Genomic DNA, 22932 nt, shown 5'->3' on the forward strand with positions numbered 1-22932 from the left:
TATGCGACATAATTTAGTGGACGGGCGCCGGGGCGCAGGCAATCCTCGGGCCATGGAACTGGCCGCGCTAATCCTGGTGAATCTGTTCCTGGCCGCGTTGATGTACCTGTTCTTTTCGATGCGCTTTTCGCGCGCCCTGAGCGAAGCGCGGCGCTCGGCCCTGCCGGAGGAGCTGAAAGAGAACGTCCGTCTGGCTGTGCAATTCATCGACAATTCGATTGAGTTTATCCAGGACAAGCATCAATCCTTCTACAGTCTGGTGCGGCATGCCGAAGGAATCAGCCGCAGCCTGCGCGAATCGATGGAGCAGCTTGAGGCGCAGAGCAAGAAGGGGCGACGGGGGGCCGCACGTTCGCGCAAGGCAGTAGAGGATCTGTTTGCTGCGACACAAAGCGACGGGCGCAAGCCGACCCATGCGGCCGAGGCGTCGGGCAAGGAACCGCAAAGCAGCGCCGAGCCAGATGCCGCCCTCCGCGCAAAGCAACCTTCGCGCAAGCTTACTCAGTCGTCGTCGACGCCTCCGGAAGATGCACTGCGCAGTGATACGGCTATCGAGCGCGCCCTGGGACGGCTGGGAAATGATAGCCTGGAATTAAGCGCCGCACCAGGCAGCGCCGAGGCAGCATACCGCGAGGGAATGCTCTCGCGTGCGCCGCGTGATGATGCGCCGGCCTCCGCTCCGAATGGCGGCGAGCTGGTTGCTGGCGTACTGGGGCGCATTGGCGGCGCGGTAATGAAGCTTATGGGCGCGGAGGGGCTTTCGTCCAGTGCAGCGCCGGCGGCGTCTGTAGAGAGCATCCGACGCAGTCAGCGATTTGAGATTCCAGAAGCGCCGGCGGAGACCATCGCGCCCCACTCCGTAGCGCGCCTCCCTCCATCGTCGCCGCGCGTCGATCGCTTTGAGCGAAGCTCCGACGACGACCTCGCGCCGGTGTTTTCGGCGGCGTCGCGCGAAATCGCGGCCCCCGGCCGGTCATCCAATGCGTCTGCCTCAGATGGCAACCAGAGCTCCCTGGAAGCGGAGCTGGAGCTTGCGCTGCGTCAGGCCGACTTGCGTAGCTTGCTGGCGCGTCGCCCGGAGGAGCGTAGCGCGATCCTCAGATTGCTCTTGAGCTATGGCTACGATGCAGAGCAGGTAGCGCGGGAGAGCGGCGCTGCGCGAGCGGAAGTGGAACTACTGGCTTCGCTGCCTGGAGTCCGTCAGCGTCCGCGTCGCCAACGATTGGAACACTGACCTTCGCGCGACGCCACACACAGCCGTGTCCGAATACCTGGAGATTGCCGATCTGAACCTGGAGCAGTTTCGCCGCTTTGCGGCGCTGATCCATGACCTGGCTGGCATCAGTCTCAGTGATCGCAAGATCACGCTCCTATCCAATCGCTTGCGCCGCCGTCTGCGGGCGCTTGGCATGCGCGACTTCGACGAGTACTACCGCATCATTGCCGGGGAGCAGGGCGGCGAGGAATTGCATCGATTTCTGGAGGCGGTTACTACCAACGAGACCTACTTCTGGCGCACTACGCCCAATTTTCAACTGTTGCGAGAGGATTTGCTCCCTGATCTGCTGCATCGTTTCTCGCAACGCTCGCTTCGCTTCTGGTCGGCAGGCTCCTCCTCCGGCGAGGAAGCCTACAACATGGCGATTGAACTTGTGGAGGGCATGAAGAAGACCGGTGTTTTCGAGTTTTCTATTGTTGGCACAGACATCTCGGAGCGCGTTGTGCAGTTTGCACGCGAGGCGCTATACTCCGGCCGTCGCATCGAAAAAGTACCGGCGGCCATTCTTCATCGCTATTTTCGACCGGATGCGGACCATGCTGAGGCCTTTCGGGTTCGTTCCGATATTCGAGCGCGGGTGCGCTTTGAAATCGAGAACTTATTTCAATCAAAGCAGTCAGGCATGCATGGGATCTTCTGCCGCAATGTCATGATTTACTTTCGTCGCGAAGAGCAGGAAACGCTGGTGCGGCGTTTCTACGACGCGTTGGAACCCGGCGGATATCTGGTGGTCGGACATTCTGAGAGCCTGTTCAGCATGCGCACTGGTTTTGAGCTTCGCAATCTGGAGCATGGCGTAGCCTATCAGCGTCCAGAAGCCGGAGGCGCCTCTGAGCGCTGAGAGTATGACCGGACAGGGCGGATCCAGCCTGCGCCGCAAGGGCTTGCGGCTCGACATCTGGATTCGATCGCTGAATCATCGCTTCTTCGAATGTTCGATTCGATGTCCGCCGGCGCTGGCCGCGCTCGAGCCCGCCATCCAGGAGCGCTTGCGTGAACTGATACGACGCGGGCGAATTGAAGTCGAAATACAGACCGACGCACCTGGCGCATTTCAGGCAATTCATGTTGATCGACCTCTGGCCCTGCGCTACCAGCAGCTGGCGGAGGAGCTGGGCGCCGGGGGTCCCTTGAGCGCATATGAAATACTGCGACTGCCTGGCGTGGTTAGCATCACGCCGCAACTGCCCGCCCACTTCCCGGAACGCCTGCTGTTTGAGGCGCTGGACCGGGCTGGCCGGGCGCTATTGCGCAACCGGCGCAAGGAAGGGGCCGGTTTAGTACGTGCGTTGCGTGTCCATCTTCAACTGATCGTTTCACAACTGCGTGAAATTGCCGCCCGTCGTCGCAATCTGCAGCGTCGCGACCGCAGGGCATCGATGGCCGCCGGCGAGGAGGGGGCGGAGCCGGAGCGCAGCGAGATTCAAGAGGAAATCGAACGGCTGCAGCTTCATCTGTCAGCATTTCACGAGGTATTGCGCGGCGGACCTGATGCGGGCAAGCGCGCAGATTTTGTCGCCCAGGAGATGCTGCGCGAGGCCAATACCATTGCCGCCAAATCGCGCGATTTCTCGATTCGCAATGCGGTCGTAGAAATCAAGACTGCTCTGGAGAATATCCGCGAACAGGCTCGAAATCTTTGCTGATGGAGCGCTCGCTTGCGCCTGCAAGTGGGTTGCCAAAGGGAGGCGCTCCTTGATTCTGGAGCGCTATGGTTGCGCCGAATCCGCGGGTCCTTGTGATCTCCTCCGTCTCTGGAGGCGGAAAGACAACGCTGGTGCGTGAATTGCTCCGGCTGCATCCGGATTTGCACGTGGCCATTACAGCCACCAGTCGTCCGCCGCGCGGCGATGAGCTCGATGGCAGGGACTACTTCTTTCTTTCCAACGAAGAGTTTCGCCGTCGCGTGGAGTCGGGGGATTTTCTGGAGCACGCCCACGTCCACGGCAATCTCTATGGCATTCCGGCGGGTCCGGTGCAGGCGATGCTCGATCAGGGGCGTTCTGTTGTGCTCAACATTGATTTCCAGGGCATGCGCACCGTTCGGCGGGCGCTTGGCAATCAGGTGAGCACTTTCTTTCTGTTGCCGCCGGATACCGCGACCTGGGAGGAGCGCCTGCGCAATCGTAAGACGGACAGCGAGGAGTCGATTCGCGGTCGGTTGGAGCAGGGTCGCGCCGAATTGAAAACGGCAGCCGAATTCGACTATAAGATCGTAAATGACGACCTTGACAGGGCGACGGCGGAATTCAGCGCTATTCTACACCAGCTTGGCGCCGTTGCGGGAAAATGAATCGCAAGCCAATCTATGCCTTGCTGGGTCCGACCGGCGGCGGCAAGACCGAGCTGGCGCTTCTGCTCGACCCCGATCACAATGAAGTCGTCTCATGCGACTCGCGGCAGGTATACCGCGGCCTGAGGCTCTTGTCCGCCATGCCGTCGGCAGAGGAGCAGCGTCAACTGCGCCACCACCTGATTGATTTTCTGGCGCCGGACCAGAGCCTGGATGCCGCGCGCTATGTTGAACTGGCTGACGCGGCCATTGCCGACATTCAGTCGCGTGGCAAGCGCGCCTGGCTGGTGGGCGGCGCCGGCTTCTATTTTCGCGCCTTGATTGGCGGTCTATTTCAAGCAGAAACGACGGAAGAAGCCCGCCGCAAGACATCTGCCTTGAACCCCGAAGAGCAATTGCAATGGCTCCTGAGGCTGGATCCGCGGGCGCTGGCTGACGAAAACCAATCCGCCGCCGGCGGAAAAATCCATCGCAATGATCAGTATCGAATTGGTCGCGCCTTGAGCCTGGCGTTTTCTGGCGGCGCGCTTTGGTCGGAACTCTGGGAAGAGAAGCGACTGCAGCCACAATCACGTTACGATGTCATCGGCTACTATGTGGACTGGCAGCTTGGGCAGTTAACGCCGCGATTGAGGGAGCGCGCCGCAAGGATGGTTGCCGGGGGTGCGGCTATGGAAGCGCAGCAGGTATTCGAACTGTATGGAGACTGCGCCGCGCTACAGATGATTGGCTGCCCTGAGGCCCTGGCTGCGGCGCGCGGAGAAGTCAATGCAGCACAGCTTGGCCAGGCCCTGGCTCAAGCGCACCGCAAGTACGCAAAGGCGCAGATTACCTGGTTTCGGCGCGAGTCGCGGCTGCGGTCGGCGACCAGAGATCAGCTGGCGGAGCTGCTGCAGATAAGAGGCGGCGATCTTGGTTGATGCGCCTTGCTGCGGCAAGGCATGCAGCCCTACTTGAAAAACTTTCATTGACCGCCGAATCTGATCGTGGCGCCCTGCTTTCGCGTATCAACGGGTCCCCGACCGGCTTGATCGCGGAGTAGCGAATGGCAGCCAGCAAGAACAACATACAGGATCTGGTGCTGAATGGAGCTCGCAAAGAGAAGATGGAGATCACTCTCTATCTAACCAACGGCGTGCCATTGAAAGGCCGCGTGGCCAGCTTTGACAATTTTACTGTAGTCATTGAGAACGACGGGAAGCAGAGTCTGGTTTACAAGCACGCCATCTCAACGATCGTGCTCTCGCGCACCTTGAATCTCGACGAGCTGGCTGCCGAAGATTCGCAGGGATGATTGCCCGCTTCCTGCGCAACTTCTTCTGGAGTTTGCTGGTTGGCGTCCTGCTCACCTGGCTCTACCTTTCCTACGTTCGAGCCGGCGCCCACGAGGCGATCTTAATCGAGGATCGATATACCGGACTGGACCCGAGGGTCTTATTGCCAGGCCAGACCAGAATGGTCTGGCAGATGGCCAATCCCGGTCGCGTTCATCTGCATCGCGTCGATATTGGACCGCGCGTTCTTTCGCTCAACTACCGTCGTCCGCTGGCGCAGAGCGAACTTTTGGGTCTCGATGAAGCCTTCTATGTTCAGGCCGACCTGCGCATTGATTTCAGCCTGGATCCGCAGCGCAGCGACGCTCTTTTCCGTCGACTGGGTCGGCCGGATTGGAGCGAACTGGATGCCTATCTCCGCCTGAGGCTCTCCCTGCTGCTGGACCGCGAGATGGAGCGGATCAACCCCAATGATGCTGCTTTGAACGGCCTGGAGCGACAATTATATGCATATTTCAATGAATCAGCCCTGCTGCAGATGAATGAGGAGCTGGCCGCCGAAGGAGTGCACGTCGATAAACTTTGGCCGGTGCGCCTCTATACTCCGGACCCGGCTCGCTACCAGGCAATGCTGCAAAATGCGCCGCAGATTCTGGCCCAGAAACTGGAACGTATTCGCGTCGTCGATGATGCCCGGGCGAGGCAGGACGCGTCGCGGATCACAGATGAGGCCTACGTGTCGCGGATGCAAAGGATGGGCGAGTTGATGGAGCGCTTCCCGCAATTGCGCAGCTACCTGGCCATTGATCGCCTGGGCAACCAGGTGCAGGTGTATGTAGTGCCATACGAGGGATGGAATGGCGGAGCGCCGCTGACGCCTGGCGATCTGGTTCCGCCTCAAGGCAGACGAAATCAAAGCGCAGCGCCAGGGGCGGGGCCTGCTGCAGCGCCAGCTCCGCCGGCTGGCGCTGGCGGCGGACGCTTTCAGGACTTGACGCCGCCGTAACTTCTGCAGGTGTGGTTGTTTCTTCCGCCGCCTGCTGCCTATGGCAACGCTACAGAAAAAACCACTTGTTCTGATTATGGCCGGCGGCAAGGGCGAGCGTTTCTGGCCACGGTCGCGCAGCGGCCATCCCAAGCAATTGCAGCGGGTTTATTCGGATCGGACCCTGTTGCAGGAAACGATTGCGCGTGCGCGTCTGATTACGGACGCCAATCGCATTTTTGTTGGCTGCAACGAGGAACTCAAGCGCGCCACGCTAAAGACTCATCGCGAATTGAAGCCCGCGCAATTCATAGTCGAGCCGCAAGGACGCAACACTGCGCCAATCATTGCCCTGGCTGCGCTGCACTTTGAAAAAAAGTTCCCCGGCGCCACGCATGTGGTGCTGAGTGCCGACCACTATATTGCTCCGCCGGAGGGTTTTCGGCGGACGATGGAGCAAGCGCTCCAAACCGCTGAGGCCGGCTGGTTGGTAACCCTTGGCGTGCGACCCTCTCGGCCCGAAACCGGCTACGGTTATATTCACAGCGGACCCTCGCTGGAAGATTTGCCGGCGCATCGAATTGAGTCCTTTGTAGAAAAACCAGATATCGATCGCGCCCGTCAGTATCTCAACGGCGGCAAGCATTTCTGGAATTCAGGCATCTTCATCTGGAAGGGCTCTGCTATCCTTGAGCAGTTTGCCCAGTATGCTCCAGAAATTCTAGAACCAATTCAGAACAGCTTTCAAAGCGCGACGCGACTCACGGCAGCCTTTGCACATCTGCCGAGCCAGCCCGTGGACATCGCCATACTGGAAAAATCGAAGCGCATAGCCATGACGCCGGCTGAGTTTATCTGGGACGACGTGGGCGCCTGGACCAGTCTGGAAAGAATTCGCGATCCCGACGAGTCCGGCAATGTCCTGGTATCCAGCGGGCGCAAGCCCTCCGCGGTGGTAGCTCACCACAGCAAGCGCAACATACTGGCCACGGACCGGCCTCTGGTTGCTCTGCTCGGCGTGGAGGATCTGGTGGTTGTAGAGGAGCCGGATGTTTTGTTCATAGCCAGCCGCAAAGAATTGGACCGAATCAAGGAATTGCTGGCCAAAATGCGCGAGAAAGCGCCTTTACAGAAGTACTTAAAATAAGATTCTCGCAAGAGCATCAGAGGACGAAGGGGCATGCCTTCCGGAAAAAAGAGAAAACGCATCAAAATTCGCACGCACAAGCGCAAAAAGAAGCGAAAGTCCAATCGCCATAAGAAGAAACTGCGCTGATCCAGCGCCGCCGCGCCGCAGTTTCTCGCTCCGCCCGCTCTGCAATCCGGCCGAAAATAAGGCCAGATGGCGGCGGCGGGGCCAAAGGAGCAAGGCGGGTCGGCGCCGCTTGATACTCTACATACCAATCGACTGCTGTTGATACTCATTGGCGGGCTGGCGCTGCTATCTTTCATGGACGTCCAGGCCAGACGCCATTCCCAGATTCATGCTTTGCCCCCGGCCAGCGAACGCCTGGATACCGTCCGCCAGAATCTAGAACAGCCATTGCGTCGCAGCGCCAGCGCCATCCTGCAGGGCGTCGATGAAATCGAAGGCGGCGCTCACAACGCCCCTCCTGCGCTGAGCGCCGAAGAACTCAATAGCCCCGAAGCCCCCCAGGAAGCGGATCCTTCCAGCTTTGACAGCATGCGGCTGCGACCGCTGGACGCAGTGCAGAGCAGCCGCAGCGAAATCGAGCTCTACTTTCTCCGTTTTCAGAATGCTCACAGCGAGTTGGTGCGTGTTCGCCGGCCGGCGGCGCCAGGCAGCGTTAGTCTACTGCGCGTCCTGCAAGAGCTGCAGCGCGGCCCGACGAACAGAGAGCGCGGCCTGTTGAATATGTTTGATTCCCAGATTGAAATTCGCGGCCTGCGCCTTGAGGGCGGCGTCGCCATCATCGATCTGAGCGATCGCGTCGGGCGAATGGGCAATCACGTCATAGCCGATCGCCTGGACCAGCTGTGCTATACCTTGACGCAATTCTCTTCGGTTCGCGGGGTGCGCTTGCTTGTCAATGGCGAGGCTGTACGCCAGCTGGGGGCCTCAGCGCTGGAAGTTCCTGAGACTCTTCATCGCGGCGAGCGCAGCATTACAGACTACCGCTAGCCGCCACGGCGCGGCTGCGCTTGTTCAAAGCTTTTGAGCGTATAGAACCATGGACGAAGTCAGCGAAAAATCTCCCCAGGCGAGCTTGCTCTTTAGATGATACCAGCTGATGTGCAGCCAGCGGAAATAGTCCAACGGGCTCTGAAAAGCGCCGCGCGACTTACGCAGTTTTGGAATCAGGCCAAAGTCAACGGGACGATAGACAGCCACAATCTGTAAGCCATGCTGCTCAAGAAGCATTCGCAGATTTTGTAGCGAATAGTATACCACATGGCCAGGAAGGTAGTAGTGATAGTCGATGCCGCCGCGCCTGGCCTGCCAGCCATCAAAGTTTGCAGTTTGAATCAACAACAAACCGCCGCGGCGCAGGGCCGCCGACAGGGAAGCCATCGTCTGTTGCGGATCGGATAGATGCTCGATTACTTCGACAAGCGTAATCACGTCAGCGCTATTGGCTGGCAGCGTCCCGGAACGAAGATCGCCTTGGCGCAGATCGGCGCCGAGCAGTCGTCCCTGTTTTACTGCATACTCTGAAATATCCAGACCGCGAGCGCGGTAGCCTGCCTCACTTGCGGCGCGCACAAAGCTGCCAAATGCGGCGCCGACGTCCAGGAAGTCGGCGGGCGGCGGAACGAATCGGGCTATATTTTTCAGACGCGCGCGTTGCACATGGCGATCAAAGAGCTCGACGCGCCTTTCGTCGCGGTAGCTGTAATCAGCCTTCCCGGTATAGTAGTCTTCTTCGTAGAGCGCAGCCAGATCTAGCGATGGATGAGCCTGTATCTGGAGTCGGCAGCTGCTGCACCGAAGGATGTCCAGCGGCGGTGTGAAGCGTTCAATGCGATACAGCGGCTGGAGAGCGGCGGAGCAGACTGGACAGTTGCCCGACGCTTTGCAAGGCGCGAGCTCGCCGGCTTTGACTGCTGCAACCTTCATCTCCGCGCTCGGAAGGCCCAGTGAGCAATGACCCGATCCAATTCGCCAGTTGGGGTTCGGGTGATGTGAGCCAGCTCGACCGCGGAAAAGTACGGGGTAAGCAGCGACTGTACCTGGCTCTGGTCAAAGAGTTCCAGGCTGGCGCCGCTCAGATCTTCGTTGTGCTGGAAATGTCGGTCCGCTGCCGAACGCAGCGTACCCAGAAAGGCGCCATCAGGCTGAAGCACGCGCTCGATCTCGGAAAGCATTTGCTGACGCCGCGGCGCAGTATTGTAATGCAGGACTCCCCAGGCGATGACCAGTTGCACGCTGCCATCCGGCAGCGGCAGCCGAAATGGATCCTCCTCCGCAGTCAGATAGAGTTGAGCGGCAGGACAGAGAGCGGCGCTCAGCTCCAGCGCCGCAGAGCTGAGGTCCGCGCCATATAGCGGCGCAAATCCGAAATCCTGAAGCAGGCGCAAATGGCGGCCGCTTCCGCAACCCAGATCAAGGGCCGGGCCGCGCGGGATCGAGTGCATCATACGCACCAGATTTTCGTCTGGATAGACCTGTCTGGCCCGATCGCGCTGGTAGTGGCGCTGCCAGGCTTCTCCCGTTTGCTTTGCCGGAGCATCCGCGGCGGTTACGATGAGGGGTATTTCACTCATAGCGCAGCTCCGTATTTCGTGCATATTCGTTCGCTCTTTCAATTAGCGCAGGCATGGCATCGATGGGCCCTTGCATGGCGTAGACGGCAATGCGATCCAAGTTGCCTGAATGAAGCGAGAGCATATCGCCTGCTTGCTTGAGCGATCGTGCGAATATTACAGCAGAGTCCGCCGCAGAATCAGGGGCCAATCGCACCGAGTGAACCTTGCCAGCGCGCTGCGGCAGCGCGAAACGAATGATAATCGCGCGCTCTGGCGGCCGCAAGTATGGAGAAAGATCCGGCGAGTCCCCGGCGCTCAGTCTCACCAGATCCTCGAAGTAATCGTGACCCAGAGCAAACTTGCCAAGCGTCTCTGCCAGGTACTCGCCGCCCGTTTCAGGATTGCATTCGATCAGCAGCAATTCTCGCGAGGGATCGAGCGGATCATCGGGGGCCAGAAATTCGGCAACCAGCGGGCCGTTGCGATAGCCCGAAGCCAGCAGCGTTCGATCCAGAAGATCGCGGATTCGAGCCTTCAGAGAAGGTTCGAGCGACGACGGAAAGCGATGTTCTACTTCGGCAAAGCGCGGCGCACGTTCGGATACCAATTTGTCGCTGACAAAAAGCGGATGGGCCTTGCCCTCGATGGCAAAGGCCAGTACCGTAATTTCGCGGCCCTCCACAAATGGTTCGACCAGCCAGCGACCATCATCATCGGGATGGTCGCGCAGGAAGCTTTCAATTGCGCCGGCGCTTTCCAGCACGAGGATCCCCCGCTTGGCATGTCCGCCAGCCGGACGAGCCAGTACTGGCGCCATTTCCAGTATTGCCTGGCGCTGCGCGTCGTTTGCCCAGCCTAAGATTTGCGGGGAAGGGACTCCTGCTTCCTGCAGTCGCAATTTGGCGCGCCGCTTGTTGCGAAAGAATCGAAGCGAACGCAAATTCTCGCTGTGCAAGCCCAGTCGGCGTGAGACCAGAGCGGCGCTGAGCGTGGCTGCACCGAAGCTTCGCGCAACCACGCCGGCGACGGGACGTTCCAGCTCCTCCAGAGCGGCCCGGGCAATTCGCCGCGGACGCAGAATACTGCTGTGGATTTGCCAGCTGGCATCGGCAAATCCGGGCGCGCGTGGATTCTGGTCCACCGCCGCCACAGGATAGCCCAGGCGTCGGGCGGCCTGGATCACCGGCTGCTGGTGGATACCGGCCCCCAGGGCAATCAAAGCGGGGCGCTCCAGAAATTCGGGGTCTTGCATGCGCGATTGGCTCTCGAATCCTTCCTCTTTTATCGGAGCGGCAGGCGAAAAACAAAGTCAGGTTTCTTTCTTTCCCGCCGAATCTGAAAATATGCTACGCGGATTGTATACGGGCGCGACCGGAATGATGATGAACCAGCGGCGACTGGACGTGATCGCCAACAATCTGGCCAATGTCGACAAAACCGGCTTCAAAACCGATGACGCTTTGTTCAAGGCCTTCCCGCAAATGCTAATCCAGCGCACGCGCGACGATGGCGTTGGCGTCGTCCCGCTGGGCAGCTTCGATATGGCGCCGATCGTTGGCGAGCTCGGTTTGGGCGCCGAATTCAACGAGACCTTCACGCGCTTTGAACAGGGCGCCGCAAAGCGCACCGAAAATCCGTTGGATCTTATGATCGATGACCGCAGTCGCGAGCGACCGGCCTTTTTTGTGGTCCAAACCGATCGCGGCGAACGCCTGACGCGAGGCGGATCTTTTACGATCGATCGCGAGGGTCGCATCGTGACTCAAGATGGCTTTCCCTTGCTTGGCGAAAACGGGCCAATCCAGGTAACGCGGCACAATTTCATGATCCGCGAAAATGGCGAGATATGGATCAATGGCGCCATTGGCAACAACCCACAGGCCGGCGCAAGCCCCGATACCAACGCCTATGAACAGCCGGCCTTGCTGGATCGCATCCGCATGCGCACTGTAGAGTTCCCTCGCGAACTCAAAAAAGAAGGCAACAGCTTCTATATTGTGACGCCTGAATCCGGGCCCATGCGGCCGCTAGAAGAGCTGGGCGATCGCGAAAACCCACAAATCATGCAAGGATTCCTGGAAGCCTCGAATGTAAACATCGTGCGCGAGATGACTAATCTGATTGAGGTGCAGCGAGAATACGAGGCCAACCAGAAGAGCGTGACCACGCAGGACAGTCTGCTCGGCAAACTGATCAACGAGGTCGCTCGATAGGCGCGATGATCGGCGGATAGAAAAGCTGCATCAAAAAACAGCAAGTACGCCGGGCGCTCCGTGCGCCTCGGTTGCAATCAAATTCAGATTTCCGTTGTAAGGGTCGAGAACGTAGAGAGCAATCAAATTGTTTTGTTCTACATAGACAAAGCGGCCGGTATTCTCAACAGCTACATCATATGCGCCAGTTGCCGCCACGGTACTGCGCAACGTCACGCCGCCGGTAACGCCATCGATTGCAAATACAGACACTGTGCCGGAAGTTGCATTGGCCACGTAGAGAAATCGTCCAAAGGGGTCGATGGCAATTCCCTGGGGAATGAGTCCCGTGGAAGCGAGTCCAGCGGAAGTAAGTATGCCAGTTGCTGCATCAATGGAAAACACGGAAAGATTGGCGCCGCCTTCGTTGCTGGCGTAGAGGAAACGGCCGGAGGGGTCCATGGCCAGGTCAAAGGGCTGGGCGCCTGCCGCGACCGTTCCCAGCGAGCTGAGCGCTCCATTGGTTGGATCGATGCTGAACATGGAAATGGAGTTTGCGCCGTCGTTGGCGCTGTAAAGGAAACGTCCGCCAGGAGTAATTGCCAGGCCGATGGGTCCGCCGCCCGTCGCAGCGCTGCCATTGGCAGTTAGAGCGCCGGAACTCTGGTCGATGATATAGCCGCTTACATTTGCGGCGGTGACGCTGCTGGCAAAGGCAAATCGACCGCTAGCCTCGACCGCAATTCCCTGTGGGTTAGCGCCTGCGGCGACTGTGCCTGCTGAACTCAGTACACCCGTACGCTCGCTGATCCGATAGGCATAGACATCAGCGCTGCCATTGTTTACAGCATAGGCAAAGCGCCCGGCGGGATCGATTCCCATGGCAAAGGTTTGCGATCCTGCCGCAATGCTGCCGCCGTAACGCAGCTGCCCGTTGTTGGCGTTGATCGTATACTGATGCACCATTCCGCCCGCAAAGTCCGTGGCAAACAATACCCGCGGCAAACGCTGGTAAAGCAGTAGAAGACTCAGGGCATTGCAGTTGGGATCATTGGCGTGACAGCGACGAGAGCTGCAATTTGTGTCCACGGTCGCGGTCGTTAGAAGTGCAGCAGCAAGCAGGATCGTTGCTGGGAGACGGGAATTTGATACGCGGCCCTTGGTTGCCGCAGATAGTATCGTCTGCCGCTTGTTCATAGTCTGTAGCCATTGTGCTCCCGACAGACTCTATATGTCCAGTAGTTATGAATTTGATTTGCCTCTGCCACCGATGGCGCCTTGGGCAGGTCGCCAGCTGACATTACTCTTGACGGATGCGAGTTGAAGCGTGGCACTGAAACATGAACGTCAAGCTGCAAGCTCGAAACCCGACTCTGCCCTGAACGTTGCGTAGCGCTTTTAGAACCTACCACGCAACTTCCAGCGGTCGTACTTTGTGAAACCGAATGGAATTGGTTTCCTTCCCTTCGCCGGGCGGGAGCGCGCCAGCAACGACAACAGTGTCGCCCGGACTGGCCAATCCATGCTCAATCAGGTAGCGGTCGGCGCTGGCGATCTGCGCATCCATGTCTGAGGCTTCGCGGATGAATACAGGTCCAACGCCGCGCAAAACATTCAGACGCCGTAGCGTAGCCGGACTGGAACTCAAGGCCAGAATAGGAACCCGGGAGCGCCATTTGGAAAGCAATAACGCGGTCAGATTGGAGCCGGCCAGGGCTATGATCGCCTTTGCGTTCAATCGTTCCGCCGCGCTTACTGCGGCGCCAGCAGCGCCGGCCGAAAAAGAAACCATGTCCGCCTCAAAGCGCGGCCGCTCACGGACCTCATGCAGATCTGCCTCGCGCGCAATGCGCACCATAGCTTCGACTACCTTGGCCGGATGCTGGCCCACTGCTGTCTCCTCGGAGAGCATGACAGCATCGGCGCCATCGAGTACCGCATTGACTACGTCTGTGACTTCGGCGCGCGAGGGTCGATTGGCGCGAACCATTGAAGGCAGCATCTCCGTTGCCACGACCGCCCACTTGCCGCGCTCAGCTGCACGTCGGAGAATCTCCTTCTGAATGAAGGGCACCCGTTCAAATTCGATTTCGACGCCAAGGTCGCCGCGAGCAATCATGATGCCATCTGCAGCGCGAAGTATATCCTGAATATTGGCCAAAGCTTCCGGTCGTTCCAGCTTGGCCATCACCGGGATCCGACCGCCGCCCAGACACTCACGGGCCGTGTGCAGATCCTCGGCCCGACGTACAAAGGAAATTGCCACTACATCAACCTCGGCGCCGGCGATGAATGCCAGGTCGCGGCGATCTTTTTCAGTCAGCGTCTCCACACTCAACTGGATCCCCGGTAGGTTCAGTCCCTTGTTGGAAAAGAGCTGTCCGCCGCGAACAACGATGGCGTCTACACGATCTTCGCTCACACCGCGCACGCTGAGTTCGATGCTGCCATCGGCCAGCAGGATCCGTGCGCCAGCTTTTACATCGCGAGTCAGAAGGGAGTAGGGCGTGTGCACGATTGTTGCGTCGCCCTCAATTTCACGCGTCGAAATAGCAAAGCGGCTGCCTTCCGTTAGCAGCACGCCCTCCGGCGGCAATCGGCCAATGCGCAGTTTGGGACCCTGGATATCAGCCAGGATTGCCGGTCGCGCCCCTTCGATCTCTGCAACTTTTCGGATTCGATCAATTATCGGTTGCATTGCCGCGCCGTCGGCGTGCGAAAAGTTCAGTCGAAAACAATCGGCGCCGGCGCGGATCAGAGCGCGGATGCCATCTTCTTCGGATGATGCGGGGCCTAAGGTAGCAATAATCTTGGTGAATTTATACTGCGCCATGGACGCCGATCGGGAATCCCGGCCCGCGCGCCGTCGAGAACAAAAGCGGCCGCAGCCTTCAGTCTGCGCCGCGCTGTTGCTTGCGTTGTGCGCCTGCAGCAGCGGCCTGTATCCTTCATCGGAGCGTCCTCCGCAACGAAGCGAAGATCTCCAGTTGCGCTGGAGCAGTTTCGAGAATAGCAAGCGTCGTTTGCAGCAGGTCTTTGCCGCTCCGCTGGCCAGCGACTACTATTGCCTCTGTGAATTTGATTCACAATCAAACGAAACTATTGCCGATCGTTGTCCCTACCGTCCGGAGCGACCGAATCTTCGCTCACGACGCATTGAATGGGAGCATGTTGTTCCTGTGGCCTGGTTTGGGCGGAATCGTTCCTGCTGGCATATTGCCCTCCCCGGATGCGCCACGAAGGGGCGCGCCTGTTGCCACAAGACCGACCTCGAGTTTCGTCGAATGGAAGGGGACCCAGCAAATCTGGCGCCGGTAATTGGCGACCTGAACCAGGCGCGCTCAGCGCTTGCCTATGGACTTGCCGTATCAGGCCGAGAGTACGAGCGCTGCGATTTTCGTGTTACGCAGACCGACGTACAGCCGCCAGCAGCGCGCCGCGGCGATCTGGCGCGGATGAGTCTCTCCTTTTTGCAACGCTACCCGCATCAGGTTGAAGCCCCGCCGGGCTACGCTGCCTTACTGGCCAGGTGGAGCGCCGAGGATCCCATCGACGATTTTGAAGCGCTGCATGCACAGCGGCTACGGCAGTACTTTCAATAGGGCTGGACCCGGGCCCGCAGCGGCCTTAGTACGGGCATAAGTTAAAGGAGAATTGTAATGAATCGGAAATCCCTGGAACGAACCGCCACCAGCATAGCAGTATTCTCTCTCGGATTGATGTCGCTCGGATCCGTACTGGCCATCGCTGATGGCATTTTCAAATTGGATATCTTGCCTGATACTATGGAGAGGTTTGCTTACCTACTGCTGGGCGTACTCTTTGTGACCATCGTATCATCGGTCATGGTCAGCATTATGCTGAATGTAAGCATTATGGCTAGCGGCGTAGATCTGGCATCGAAACACCTCCGTGGAGTTGGGAGCAATGAGCAACCTTGATTTTGATGAGGATCGACTGCGCATCCCGTGGCGGGCTGGCGCAGTGTTGGCGGCAACCGTAATTGCAGTTCTTGCTATCGGCGTTGCTGTGGATCGTATTCGCCGCCATAACATCGAGATGCGGCAGACGAAGGCAATACTGGAGGAATTGAGTCGGCTGCCGCCGCTTCCAGTCTCAGCGCAACAATCAAGAGAACTATGCCAATCGAAGGCGTTGCTTGATCTTCTTGCCCGGCACGTAAGAAAAATCGAAGCCAGCATCGGCAATGCAAATGTTGCACTGCTTTGCCCGATGGGCGAAGCAAGTTATCGGCTGGCGGGATTGCAGCCGCTCGGCTCTCCCGCGGAGAGTTTCATTCTCAAGCTTAGCGCCGAGGAGGATCAGTACTTTCTGGACCTTGCAAATGAAGGGAACATCCAGTCAGCCTCGGGGTGGTTCGCTACTATTGGAGAAGAGAGCCTCTGGCCAAAGCTTCGACGGTGGAACAGAATTGGCTCAGAGAACCGGGTCTACTACGTTCCTCTTCGGCTGGCTGGATTGCAGCCGCCCTATGCCGTGCTGATCGTCTATTGGATGGCTTACTCCGCGTTCGATACCGATTGACCAGCCGCATCGAGATTTCCGCGCTTCGGCCAAAAAATTGCGCAAGTCGAAGCGACGGTCCCTGTTGTAGAATTGGGAAAATCGATGTCATTGTTTGGTCGAAGCATGCGCATGATCGAGCGCGATCTTGACTCTGGCCAGAGCATTGAGCTGCGCGCCTGCCTCTCTTCCCGGGCAAGCGTCCGTAAGCTGGAACGGGTGCTGACCCTGGTTCTGGGGCGCTATAGACGCCCTGAGCTTGAGACCTGTCTGCACTATTGTACGACGGAGCTGCTCAATAACGCCATTCGCGCCAATATGAAGCATATCTTCCTCCTGGACTACGACAATGATCTGTCGAAAGAGGGCGGATACAGAACAGCGCTTCGCGAATTCAAGGCCAGCCGAAGACGTGCTGATTGGCTGGCCTACTTTCGTCGCCGGGCCCGTCAGGAGGGTCTTTGCGTCCGCCTGACCATTCGCCATGAGGCGCACGGGCTGCGCATTTATGTGCGAAACAATGCCCCGCTTCTGGTTCGGGACGAGCAGCGCCTTCGCCAGAAGTTTGCGGCAGCCATGCGCGACAGCGATATCCTCGAATTCCACCGCTGTCACGGCGATGATCAAGAAGGCGAGGGCCTTGGCGTCGCACTCAATATTCAATTTCTGCGTTCCGAGAACCTGGATCCCGCCCTGCTGCGTATTGGCCGCCACGGCGGAGAAACCGTGGCGCGTCTGGAGATTCCCTTACATCCGGACTTTGTCAGCGAGCGTTCGAGCCGGGTCGTTGCTTGAGCAATCGATTGCTGCACTCTGTGGGCTCCCGGCGTAGCGACCTTCAGCGGGCGCCGGTGTCGCTCCTGAGGGCTGAAAATGCTGGACTTCCGTGGCGCCGGAGGCCATTTTTCAACCGGGCATAGGCGATGGGCGCTCTCCAGGAAGATCTAAGTGTTGGCGACTTTGAATCTAAGTTTGCCGTAGTGCGCGACCGGGAATCGATCCTGGCGCAGGTCAATGCGGGCCGACCGCTTACCCTTTTGACCAGCGATTTGAGCGATGACTTAGAGCATCAGCTGGACTTTCTGGTGGCGGCGCTGCTCAAGCGCTATAGGCGGGAGGGCTTGCAGGCGGCGCTGTATACGGCCCTGAAGGAGATCGTCATCAACGCGACAAAGGCCAACGCCAAGCTGGCCTGGTTTCGAGAGCAGGGCCTGGACATTCAGGACGAAGGACAATACCGTCTGGGTATCCAGCGGCTGGCAGGCCATTACGACGAGCGCTGGATTGTCCGCTACGGCGAACTGGCGCGAAAAATGGACCTGCAGGTGCAGATCCAGGTGCATCATTGCGCCGACGGCTTACGCGTGGAAGTCAGCAACGCCCCGCTCAGTCGCTTCGAGGAACGGCGGGTCCGTGAGAAGTTCCGCGAGGGAATGCGCTACGAGGACCTCGTTTCCTTTTATATGGCCAATGCCGATCAGCAGGAAGGCGAGGGCATCGGCCTGGCGCTGATCGTCCTGTTGCTCAAGGCGGAGGGCGTAAATCCCCATCTCTTCCGGGTGGGGGTCAACGGCGGCGCCACCGTCGCTCGACTGGAAATTCCTCTGTCGCCGGCATTTGAGAGCGTGCGCGGGCGCAACCCCGCAGGCCACGCCGCCTGAAGAGGCCCCGCGAATGCGGAAACAGGCGTCTGAACGCTGCTTGATGCGCTTCGGAAGCGGCCTGTGGATCGCGTCTTCAGTCGCAGTGGCAGTGATCGGCTGCGGCTTCAGCAGCTCAGATCCGGAAGCCATAGTTGATCGATTGCGACAGACGGCGCTGGTCGATCTGCACAACGATCGATCTTTCTTTCTTACTGCTCGCGAGGTTCCCTGGAGTTCTTGCCAGAATACCAGTCTTTGTGCGGCCACTCTGAGGCAGGGGCAGTATTTTTTCGCCGTTTTCAGACCGCCGGGGCCTCTGCGGCCGGGCGCTCCCTGGCATCTTGGACGACAAGCAGTGCAGCGTTTGAATTCGGAATCTAACTTTTCGTACGTGGAGCGGGCGGCGGCCGATTTACAGCAGATTCCATTGTTTCCGGTAAGCTCTCGTCTCCAGGAGCTAGGAGGCGCGCAGAATCGGGCCTTTCTTGCGCTGGAGGGCGCCTTCTTGCTGGATTCGCGCATTGAATCGATTGGAACGTCGAAGCCTGGCCAATTGAGCAGGATGCTTGATCGGCTAAAGGCGCTTCAATTCAGTATGGTTGGCCTCACCTGGAGCAACCTGAATGGTTTTGCGGGCGTCGCCGGAGATCCGGGCGGGCTTACCGAGGAGGGAAAGTGGCTGGTGCGAGCTTTGATCCAGCGCGGATTCATTGTCGATCTGAGTCACGCCTCGGACCAAACTGTTCGGGATGTCTATCAGCTGACGCGTGGTCAGTATCCGCTGATCTTCTCGCATTCGTCAGCGCGGGCAATTTGTTCCCATCCGCGCAACCTGAGTGACGAATTGATACGCCTTGTCGCCACAAGTGGCGGCCTGATTGGAGTGAATTTCCACGCCGACTATGTCCGTTGCAGCGCCAGAGCCGAGCGACGCGACGTTCTGGAGCATCTAGAACACATTCGACAGGTGGGAAACGCCTCGATTGTTGCGCTGGGCGGCGATCTGGATGGTTTGATTCGCGTTCCGCGCGGTCTGGAACGTCCCGATGACTCACGCGAACTTGCAATCGAACTGATTGGCAGGGGTTGGACCGAAACCGAAGCGCTTGGTTTGCTCCACGCAAACGCACTGAGAGCCCTGACGCGCGCACAAAGTGCAAATCCCTTCGCGGTAGAAGTGCAATGAGTGCATGGCAGGCGCCAGAATTCGAGCGGATGGTACACGAAGCTCTCACTGCAAAGGCAGCTCGATTCATTTTGACCGCGATTGACAGGGCCTGAAAAAAAAGTACAAATTTTTCTTGTAAAAAAAAAGGGCAGTTAGGAACATTATGTCTAGTTGCCGCTTCGCTGATAGCCTATGCGAGGAAATCAGCGCAGCGACAATGTTCCAGCTCTTCGGAGCCGGAAATTAAGGACTCTGCTGCTCCTTCTGGACCGGCAGGGTCCGCTAAAGGTGTAAAGGATGGCTAAGAAAAAAGCTAAGAAAAAGGCCACTAAGAAGAAGGCCAAAAAGAAAGCCTCGAAAAAAAAGGCTAAGAAAAAAGCCAAAAAAAAGGCCAAAAAGAAAGCGAAGAAAAAAGCGACCAGAAAAAAAGCCGCCAGACCTAAGGCTGAAACCAGCCTGCCGGGTTTCTCTCTGTAACCCGCAGACTGGCGGAATAGTGTTGAAGGGGCGTTGTTCTGGCGGCTTTGGCTTCCAGCGACGCCCTTTATTTATTGCTCTCGCTATGCAACTGCCGCGTGCTTTGAGCCGGCTGCCTCTGTTGCCGGCGCTTTGTTGCCTTGCCCTCTGCTCCCGCGCGGGCGCCCTCGATCAACTAGATGCCGATCCCTTTAGGGTAGATCTGGCCGGCTATCATCAGTCCGGGCGAGGCTTCGCCTCAGCTTCCTGGATGGCCCTCACTGATTCAGGCGAGCAGAGACTGCGCGTTTTTCTCTATGAGCAAAGTCGGGGACGATCCGGAAATACCTGGCAGGCTGAAGAGCGTTGGTTGATCAGCGGCCCCGACGGAGCGATGGCTGCTGGAGGCGCGCTGCTAGAAAATGAGGAACGCCGCCTTGAGCGCGCCCTGAGCGAGGGAAGATTTCGCTGCAACGGCGATTTGTTCCGTGGCGGCCGACTGTTTGATGCAGAGGAGCATATCGACCTGCGCTTTGGCCCGCTTGCCGAGGCCAGTGCCATCGAAGCTGGGCTTGCCTGGCGCAAACTTGGCGCTGGCGTTGCGCAGATGGCATCGCCGGGCATACAGGGGCCAGTTCAGCTGGTGGCCGAGGAGCTATTCATTCCCATCGCCAATCCCTTCGCGGCGGGGGCCAACGACCTGTTTCTACAATCGGAAACTCTGGTCTTGCTTCTGCCCGGCGACCTGATGCTTTTGTATGAGGGGCCGCCAGCGGGCATCATGAAACGCCTCTATTCTTCGTCTTCCGCCAGGCTGCTTTCTTCCTCCGGTCAGTTGAGTCCGGCAACCTTCCAGTGGGAAGCGTCGTCAGCAGCGGATGCTACGCTGGCGCCGGCGGGTGTCGCTGCAGTAGCGGAGTGGCTCAGCGCTGTGCTGACCAGCGGCGATTCGCGCTGCCAGCTGGCCTTGCGTCGAACGCGTCTTGTCGACTTCTACTCTCTTTCACGGGGTTCGAGCAGTATTGCTTTGCTCGACGGTCAGGCCTACTGCCAGTCGAATCGCTTTGCAGTGCGGGGTCTGCTCAGACGCTGGCCGGCGGAGGCGCCATGAACTGTATCTATTTGCACGGTTTTTGTTCCAGTCCGGATTCAGCAAAGGGCCGCTTTTTTCGGCAGCGCTTTGAGGAGATGGGCGCCGTGCTTGCCGTTCCAGACCTCAATGAGGGCGGCTTTGAGGGACTCACTATCAGCAGAATGCTACAGCAGGTGGAGCGCACCGCCGAGCGCTTCTCCGGAGAACTTACGCTCTTTGGCTCCTCCCTGGGAGGCTATGTTGCAGTCCTTTATGCTCTGCAGGCGCGCCGGGTGACGAGATTGGTGCTGCTTGCGCCGGCCATGGACTTTATTCAACGCGAGCGGCAGCGTCAACCGCCGGAATACTTCGAGGAATGGCGCGCCAGGGGCCAGCGAAACTTCTTCCACCACGGTCTGGAACGGGATGCGGCTCTGGCTTACACTTTTGTTGAAGACGCTGAACGATACACAAGCGTCAATCTGGGCGCTGACATACCGGCCCTGGTCGTCCAGGGCTTGCATGACGACGTGGTGCCCATGGCCACGGCTCTGGACTATATGAAAAAAAACCGCGAAGCGCAGTTGCTGGCCTTGCATTCCGATCACCAATTGCGCGAGTGCACTGACTCCATCTGGCGTCATGTACGCGCCTTTCTGGGAGATTGATCATTGGACCAGGAGCAGCCGCCGCTTGATCTAAATCGCCGCCGGCTAGCGCGGGAGCTGGAAGGCGAGCTGGGCGGGCTCTTTGGCATAGAGGCCCGCGATATTGAAGCCGCCATTGAACGACTCTGGCAGGCCATCGACTCCGGGGAATTTCAGCAACGCTATGCTACTGCGCGGATCCCGCCCTGGATGCAGCGGACGATTGTGGCCCTCGATAGCGTTTACGCAATGGCAGAACAGGCAGCGACCGACGGCGAGGTGGAACTGCTGGAGCAGATTCGACAGGTCGTGGCCAGCTATCAGCAGCGTCTGGGGCGATTGACAGCGGGACAGGCTCCGGAGTAGCAGTCGAAGGCCGAAGCGGATAGCGGCAATCGCAGCAAGATTTCCTGTTTTTTAGTAGCGTCAGCTCGCTCCTGCAATCAGGCTGATACCGTCGGAGTGCTTTATGCCATATATGGCCGTTGGTTCGCGACAGATTCTTTTCTCGGATTCGCCGGCGCCTGCCGCTCCGCGCGATGACGCGCGCGAAATCAACAATCTTTCCGATAATACGGCGGCCGAGGCGCGCACGCCCGCCGCGCAGCCGGCATCCACGCTGCCAGATGAGCCTGGCTCTCGATTTGAAGCGCAGGCATGAGCGAGGATCAGCTGCGCGAGCACTTGCGGCCGGTCTCCGTACTTGATGCCGGCGGCGACCTCTTGCAAGACGCCTGCGGCTACAGCCGTGGAATGCAGCACCGGGTCCCAGACCTGGCCGTATCCTTTCGCCGTCGCCAGGGCATTCGCCGCTGGACCTTTTTTCAGGAGTCGCAGATCGCGTGGCTTGGCGTTCAATTTACGGGATGGCTGGCGCGCGCCGAATGGGGATTGTGCGACCTTGCTTCAGGCGAGCGGCAGGAGCAGGCTCGCGTCTTCCCGCTGGAACGCGGCCTGGAGACGGCAATCGACCCGGAAGGCGGCGTCGCGTTGCATCATTCCGATCTGGGCCTTTCCTTTCACCGCGAGGGCGGCTTTTACCGCTTGCGTAGCGATCTGCCGCTGCGCGCCGCCCAGCGCATGCGCGTCGACCTGACGGTCCGGCCTGAGGCGGAACTACGCGGCGACTATGTGGCCAGGCTTACAGACAATCGCTTTATCTGGCAATATCTGCGACCGGCATTCCCGGTGCAGGGCCAGTGCATCAGCGGCAAACGAAACTGGTTGCTCACCGCCCAACAGGCGCGCGCCGTCGAAGAATCCTACGTGGCCCGACTGCCGCGGGCGTCGAGGCTGTTCAGCTTTAGCGCCCTGTCAGCGCAGGCGCAGCAGCCATCCTACTTTGGTCACTGGCTACGTCTGCCAGACGGAACAGTCCAATGCTGTTGCTGGATGAAGCACAACAAGAAGCTGGCGTATCTTTCCGATGAGCTGGTCTGGAACATTCAGTGGGATAATCTGTTGCTTCCCTGGGAGCTAGAAATCCGCGGCAGGGAAAGGGTCATGCTTCAGTTTCAACCGCTGTCGGCCGGCAAACGCAATCCGGGCCAGCACTGGTTCTTTACTGATCAGTTGCGCAGCTTTGGCAATTTTGAGGTTCGAATAGGGACCGGGGCGCGCCCGCGTCGCATGCAATTGCGAGGTTGGGCGGATCTCTACGATTCGCCGTCTCTATATCGACCGGGCTGAGC

General features: G+C 58.8%; 27 protein-coding genes. 22 read left to right on the top strand and 5 right to left on the bottom strand.

Features of this window, described 5'->3' with window-relative positions; all coding sequences use genetic code 11:
* Position 1 precedes the first annotated feature (1 nt).
* From K1X75_09050 to K1X75_09090, 9 genes are all read left to right on the top strand, one after another.
* The gene (locus K1X75_09050) at positions 2-1234 is read left to right on the top strand and encodes a hypothetical protein (protein MBX7058202.1); all 1233 of its coding nucleotides are present in this window, start codon (positions 2-4) and stop codon (positions 1232-1234) included.
* 25 nt (positions 1235-1259) lie between these two features.
* Complete coding sequence (locus tag K1X75_09055) at positions 1260-2120, top strand: hypothetical protein (GenBank protein MBX7058203.1); 861 nt, start codon at positions 1260-1262, stop codon at positions 2118-2120.
* A 4-nt stretch (positions 2121-2124) separates the two neighbouring features.
* The gene (locus K1X75_09060; protein MBX7058204.1) at positions 2125-2925 is read left to right on the top strand and encodes a DUF1732 domain-containing protein; all 801 of its coding nucleotides are present in this window, start codon (positions 2125-2127) and stop codon (positions 2923-2925) included.
* A gap of 65 nt (positions 2926-2990) precedes the next feature.
* Positions 2991-3572, top strand: a complete 582-nt coding sequence (gene gmk, locus K1X75_09065; GenBank protein MBX7058205.1) for a guanylate kinase — start codon at positions 2991-2993, stop codon at positions 3570-3572.
* Complete coding sequence (miaA, locus tag K1X75_09070) at positions 3569-4492, top strand: tRNA (adenosine(37)-N6)-dimethylallyltransferase MiaA (protein ID MBX7058206.1); 924 nt, start codon at positions 3569-3571, stop codon at positions 4490-4492. The genes gmk and miaA overlap by 4 nt, the downstream gene beginning before the upstream one ends.
* 125 nt (positions 4493-4617) lie before the next feature.
* The gene (hfq, locus tag K1X75_09075) at positions 4618-4866 is read left to right on the top strand and encodes an RNA chaperone Hfq (GenBank protein ID MBX7058207.1); all 249 of its coding nucleotides are present in this window, start codon (positions 4618-4620) and stop codon (positions 4864-4866) included.
* Complete coding sequence (locus tag K1X75_09080; GenBank protein ID MBX7058208.1) at positions 4863-5852, top strand: hypothetical protein; 990 nt, start codon at positions 4863-4865, stop codon at positions 5850-5852. Before hfq ends, K1X75_09080 begins: the two co-directional genes overlap by 4 nt.
* 40 nt (positions 5853-5892) lie before the next feature.
* Positions 5893-6978 carry a mannose-1-phosphate guanylyltransferase gene (locus K1X75_09085; protein ID MBX7058209.1) on the top strand — a complete coding sequence of 362 codons (1086 nt, stop codon included), beginning with the start codon at positions 5893-5895 and terminating at the stop codon, positions 6976-6978.
* A 195-nt stretch (positions 6979-7173) separates the two neighbouring features.
* A complete protein-coding gene (locus tag K1X75_09090) occupies positions 7174-7974 on the top strand; it encodes a GerMN domain-containing protein (GenBank protein ID MBX7058210.1) in 801 nt (266 codons plus the stop codon).
* A gap of 24 nt (positions 7975-7998) precedes the next feature.
* Here K1X75_09090 and K1X75_09095 read toward each other — a convergent pair whose 3' ends face one another.
* The 3 genes from K1X75_09095 to K1X75_09105 are packed head-to-tail and all read right to left on the bottom strand — an operon-like array spanning position 7999 to position 10791.
* The gene (locus K1X75_09095; protein MBX7058211.1) at positions 7999-8910 is read right to left on the bottom strand and encodes a class I SAM-dependent methyltransferase; all 912 of its coding nucleotides are present in this window, start codon (positions 8908-8910) and stop codon (positions 7999-8001) included.
* Complete coding sequence (locus K1X75_09100) at positions 8907-9557, bottom strand: methyltransferase domain-containing protein (GenBank protein ID MBX7058212.1); 651 nt, start codon at positions 9555-9557, stop codon at positions 8907-8909. Before K1X75_09100 ends, K1X75_09095 begins: the two co-directional genes overlap by 4 nt.
* A complete protein-coding gene (locus K1X75_09105) occupies positions 9550-10791 on the bottom strand; it encodes a hypothetical protein (GenBank protein ID MBX7058213.1) in 1242 nt (413 codons plus the stop codon). The genes K1X75_09100 and K1X75_09105 overlap by 8 nt, the downstream gene beginning before the upstream one ends.
* Before the next feature lie 91 nt (positions 10792-10882).
* Here K1X75_09105 and K1X75_09110 point away from each other — a divergent pair, with 91 nt between their 5' ends.
* Complete coding sequence (locus K1X75_09110) at positions 10883-11752, top strand: flagellar hook-basal body protein (GenBank protein ID MBX7058214.1); 870 nt, start codon at positions 10883-10885, stop codon at positions 11750-11752.
* A 30-nt stretch (positions 11753-11782) separates the two neighbouring features.
* Here the strand turns inward: K1X75_09110 and K1X75_09115 are convergent, their stop codons facing one another.
* Positions 11783-12928, bottom strand: coding sequence for a lactonase family protein (locus K1X75_09115; protein MBX7058215.1), 1146 nt, complete (start codon positions 12926-12928; stop codon positions 11783-11785).
* Between the two features lie 208 nt (positions 12929-13136).
* Positions 13137-14564 carry a pyruvate kinase gene (gene pyk, locus K1X75_09120; protein MBX7058216.1) on the bottom strand — a complete coding sequence of 476 codons (1428 nt, stop codon included), beginning with the start codon at positions 14562-14564 and terminating at the stop codon, positions 13137-13139.
* Between the two features lie 154 nt (positions 14565-14718).
* Between pyk and K1X75_09125 the strand changes: the two genes are divergently transcribed.
* The 12 genes from K1X75_09125 to K1X75_09180 all read left to right on the top strand — a co-directional run bounded on the left by K1X75_09125 (position 14719) and on the right by K1X75_09180 (position 22930).
* Positions 14719-15333, top strand: coding sequence for an endonuclease (locus tag K1X75_09125; GenBank protein ID MBX7058217.1), 615 nt, complete (start codon positions 14719-14721; stop codon positions 15331-15333).
* 57 nt (positions 15334-15390) lie between these two features.
* A complete protein-coding gene (locus tag K1X75_09130) occupies positions 15391-15672 on the top strand; it encodes a hypothetical protein (GenBank protein ID MBX7058218.1) in 282 nt (93 codons plus the stop codon).
* Positions 15659-16276, top strand: a complete 618-nt coding sequence (locus K1X75_09135) for a hypothetical protein (GenBank protein ID MBX7058219.1) — start codon at positions 15659-15661, stop codon at positions 16274-16276. The genes K1X75_09130 and K1X75_09135 overlap by 14 nt, the downstream gene beginning before the upstream one ends.
* An 84-nt stretch (positions 16277-16360) precedes the next feature.
* On the top strand, positions 16361-17050 hold the full coding sequence (locus K1X75_09140; protein MBX7058220.1) for a hypothetical protein: 690 nt from the start codon (positions 16361-16363) through the stop codon (positions 17048-17050).
* A 128-nt stretch (positions 17051-17178) separates the two neighbouring features.
* The gene (locus K1X75_09145; GenBank protein MBX7058221.1) at positions 17179-17916 is read left to right on the top strand and encodes a histidine kinase; all 738 of its coding nucleotides are present in this window, start codon (positions 17179-17181) and stop codon (positions 17914-17916) included.
* Between the two features lie 85 nt (positions 17917-18001).
* Entirely contained in the window at positions 18002-19084 is a 1083-nt protein-coding gene (locus K1X75_09150) for a membrane dipeptidase (protein MBX7058222.1), read from the top strand.
* Positions 19085-19363: 279 nt separating this feature from the next.
* On the top strand, positions 19364-19543 hold the full coding sequence (locus K1X75_09155) for a hypothetical protein (GenBank protein MBX7058223.1): 180 nt from the start codon (positions 19364-19366) through the stop codon (positions 19541-19543).
* A gap of 250 nt (positions 19544-19793) precedes the next feature.
* Positions 19794-20633 carry a hypothetical protein gene (locus K1X75_09160; protein MBX7058224.1) on the top strand — a complete coding sequence of 280 codons (840 nt, stop codon included), beginning with the start codon at positions 19794-19796 and terminating at the stop codon, positions 20631-20633.
* Positions 20630-21262, top strand: coding sequence for an alpha/beta fold hydrolase (locus K1X75_09165; GenBank protein ID MBX7058225.1), 633 nt, complete (start codon positions 20630-20632; stop codon positions 21260-21262). The genes K1X75_09160 and K1X75_09165 overlap by 4 nt, the downstream gene beginning before the upstream one ends.
* Positions 21263-21265: 3 nt before the next feature.
* Positions 21266-21607 (top strand): hypothetical protein, encoded by a 342-nt coding sequence (locus K1X75_09170; protein ID MBX7058226.1) that lies wholly within the window; start codon positions 21266-21268, stop codon positions 21605-21607.
* Between the two features lie 103 nt (positions 21608-21710).
* Positions 21711-21902: a hypothetical protein gene (locus K1X75_09175; protein ID MBX7058227.1), complete on the top strand. Its 192-nt coding sequence runs from the start codon at positions 21711-21713 to the stop codon at positions 21900-21902.
* Positions 21899-22930 carry a DUF2804 family protein gene (locus K1X75_09180; GenBank protein ID MBX7058228.1) on the top strand — a complete coding sequence of 344 codons (1032 nt, stop codon included), beginning with the start codon at positions 21899-21901 and terminating at the stop codon, positions 22928-22930. The genes K1X75_09175 and K1X75_09180 overlap by 4 nt, the downstream gene beginning before the upstream one ends.
* Positions 22931-22932 lie beyond the last annotated feature (2 nt).

Source organism: Leptospirales bacterium (assembly GCA_019694655.1).
GTDB lineage: Bacteria > Spirochaetota > Leptospiria > Leptospirales > Leptonemataceae > SSF53.

Coding starts and splice junctions, on each gene's coding strand:
- pyk (MBX7058216.1), bottom strand. CDS start 14,564: ATGGCGCAGTATAAATTCACCAAGATTATTGCTACCTTAGGCCCCGCA.
- K1X75_09100 (MBX7058212.1), bottom strand. CDS start 9,557: ATGAGTGAAATACCCCTCATCGTAACCGCCGCGGATGCTCCGGCAAAG.
- K1X75_09155 (MBX7058223.1), top strand. CDS start 19,364: ATGGCTAAGAAAAAAGCTAAGAAAAAGGCCACTAAGAAGAAGGCCAAA.
- K1X75_09085 (MBX7058209.1), top strand. CDS start 5,893: ATGGCAACGCTACAGAAAAAACCACTTGTTCTGATTATGGCCGGCGGC.
- K1X75_09095 (MBX7058211.1), bottom strand. CDS start 8,910: ATGAAGGTTGCAGCAGTCAAAGCCGGCGAGCTCGCGCCTTGCAAAGCG.
- K1X75_09135 (MBX7058219.1), top strand. CDS start 15,659: ATGAGCAACCTTGATTTTGATGAGGATCGACTGCGCATCCCGTGGCGG.
- K1X75_09050 (MBX7058202.1), top strand. CDS start 2: ATGCGACATAATTTAGTGGACGGGCGCCGGGGCGCAGGCAATCCTCGG.
- K1X75_09110 (MBX7058214.1), top strand. CDS start 10,883: ATGCTACGCGGATTGTATACGGGCGCGACCGGAATGATGATGAACCAG.
- K1X75_09060 (MBX7058204.1), top strand. CDS start 2,125: ATGACCGGACAGGGCGGATCCAGCCTGCGCCGCAAGGGCTTGCGGCTC.
- K1X75_09090 (MBX7058210.1), top strand. CDS start 7,174: ATGGCGGCGGCGGGGCCAAAGGAGCAAGGCGGGTCGGCGCCGCTTGAT.
- K1X75_09115 (MBX7058215.1), bottom strand. CDS start 12,928: ATGAACAAGCGGCAGACGATACTATCTGCGGCAACCAAGGGCCGCGTA.
- K1X75_09180 (MBX7058228.1), top strand. CDS start 21,899: ATGAGCGAGGATCAGCTGCGCGAGCACTTGCGGCCGGTCTCCGTACTT.
- K1X75_09175 (MBX7058227.1), top strand. CDS start 21,711: ATGCCATATATGGCCGTTGGTTCGCGACAGATTCTTTTCTCGGATTCG.
- K1X75_09145 (MBX7058221.1), top strand. CDS start 17,179: ATGGGCGCTCTCCAGGAAGATCTAAGTGTTGGCGACTTTGAATCTAAG.
- K1X75_09165 (MBX7058225.1), top strand. CDS start 20,630: ATGAACTGTATCTATTTGCACGGTTTTTGTTCCAGTCCGGATTCAGCA.
- miaA (MBX7058206.1), top strand. CDS start 3,569: ATGAATCGCAAGCCAATCTATGCCTTGCTGGGTCCGACCGGCGGCGGC.
- K1X75_09160 (MBX7058224.1), top strand. CDS start 19,794: ATGGCCCTCACTGATTCAGGCGAGCAGAGACTGCGCGTTTTTCTCTAT.
- K1X75_09080 (MBX7058208.1), top strand. CDS start 4,863: ATGATTGCCCGCTTCCTGCGCAACTTCTTCTGGAGTTTGCTGGTTGGC.
- K1X75_09105 (MBX7058213.1), bottom strand. CDS start 10,791: ATGCAAGACCCCGAATTTCTGGAGCGCCCCGCTTTGATTGCCCTGGGG.
- K1X75_09130 (MBX7058218.1), top strand. CDS start 15,391: ATGAATCGGAAATCCCTGGAACGAACCGCCACCAGCATAGCAGTATTC.
- gmk (MBX7058205.1), top strand. CDS start 2,991: ATGGTTGCGCCGAATCCGCGGGTCCTTGTGATCTCCTCCGTCTCTGGA.
- K1X75_09140 (MBX7058220.1), top strand. CDS start 16,361: ATGTCATTGTTTGGTCGAAGCATGCGCATGATCGAGCGCGATCTTGAC.
- hfq (MBX7058207.1), top strand. CDS start 4,618: ATGGCAGCCAGCAAGAACAACATACAGGATCTGGTGCTGAATGGAGCT.